Raw genomic sequence first — 1377 nt, forward strand, 5'->3', positions numbered from 1 at the left:
AAGATGAATATGCGAAACAATTCACGATGGAAATGGGCGCACCAGCAAAGTCTTTTCGGATAGCCATAGGAGCTTTAATAATCAAAGAAAGATTGGGTTTAAGTGATAGAGAAACAGTAGAACAAATAAGAGAAAACCCATATCTACAATACTTTATAGGATTGAATAGCTATAGCAATGAAGCACCATTTGAGTCCTCAATGTTAGTTCATTTTAGACAAAGGATAGATATTGAATTAGTGAATAGAATGAATAGAAGTATGGTTAATAATAATGAAGATAAAATCAGTGAGGAAGAAACAGAAAAAAGTTATTAGCACTGAAGCGGGAGAAGAAAAAATAGATGAAGATAAAAATCAGGGAAAATTAAAGTTAGATGCAACTTGTGTACCAGCAGATATTAAATATCCGACAGATTTAGGATTACTAAATCAAGCCAGGGAGCAGACAGAAGAAATAATAGATATTCTGTATGAAGAATTGGATAAAAACGAACACAAAAAACCAAGAACTTACAGAAATACAGCTAGAAAAGAATATCTAAACGTCGCTAAAAAACGACGACCATCGAAAAAACAAAAAAGAAAAGCCATAAAAAAACAACTACAATACCTGAAAAGAAACTTAGGACATATAGATAGACTAATAGCAGTGGGAGCCAAGCTGGAGTGGCTAAGTAGCCAAAAACATAAAATACTATTAGTGGTAAATGAAGTATATCGACAACAGTTATTTATGTATGAAAATAGTCTGACTCGTGTTGATGATAGAATCGTAAGTTTAACACAACCTCATGTCCGTCCAATTGTTAGGGGAAAAGCTGGTTCATCAGTGGAATTTGGAGCTAAGTTGTCAGCTAGTTGTTACGAAGGATACATATTTTTAGATCGGATTAGGTGGGATAATTTTAATGAATCAGGTGACTTAAAATCACAAGTAGAAGCGTTTAAAGCTGCAACAGGATACTATCCAGAATCAGTGCATGTAGATCAAATTTATCGAACCAAGGATAATAGAAAATGGTGCAAAGAAAGAGGGATCAGAATTAGTGGTCCACCATTAGGAAGACCACCGACAAATGTCAGCAAAGAAACCAAAAAGCAGGCACAATTAGACGAGAGAGATCGTAATTGTATTGAAGGTAAATTTGGAGAAGGCAAAAGAAGATATAGTCTTGACCGAATAATGACTAAACTTTCTAATACTTCAGAAACAGCCATTGCCATAACTTTTCTAGTCATGAATCTTTCCGCATTACTGCGGCGGATTATTATGACTTTTTTTTGTATCTATTTGAGGAAAAACATAGTATTTCCTATTTTTAGATTTGGATGATTAGAAAATATTATATTTACTCAAATTGCTTCATATAATAAA

The 1377-nt window shown here is 33.5% G+C and carries 1 pseudogene; it reads left to right on the top strand.

Features of this window, described 5'->3' with window-relative positions:
• Positions 1–1335: pseudogene (locus FJR38_RS08560) on the top strand (IS5 family transposase); the annotation flags it as partial.
• Positions 1336–1377: the final 42 nt, after the last annotated feature.

Source organism: Anabaena sp. UHCC 0253, from assembly GCF_009712085.1.
In the GTDB taxonomy this organism is placed as follows: Bacteria; Cyanobacteriota; Cyanobacteriia; order Cyanobacteriales; family Nostocaceae; genus Dolichospermum.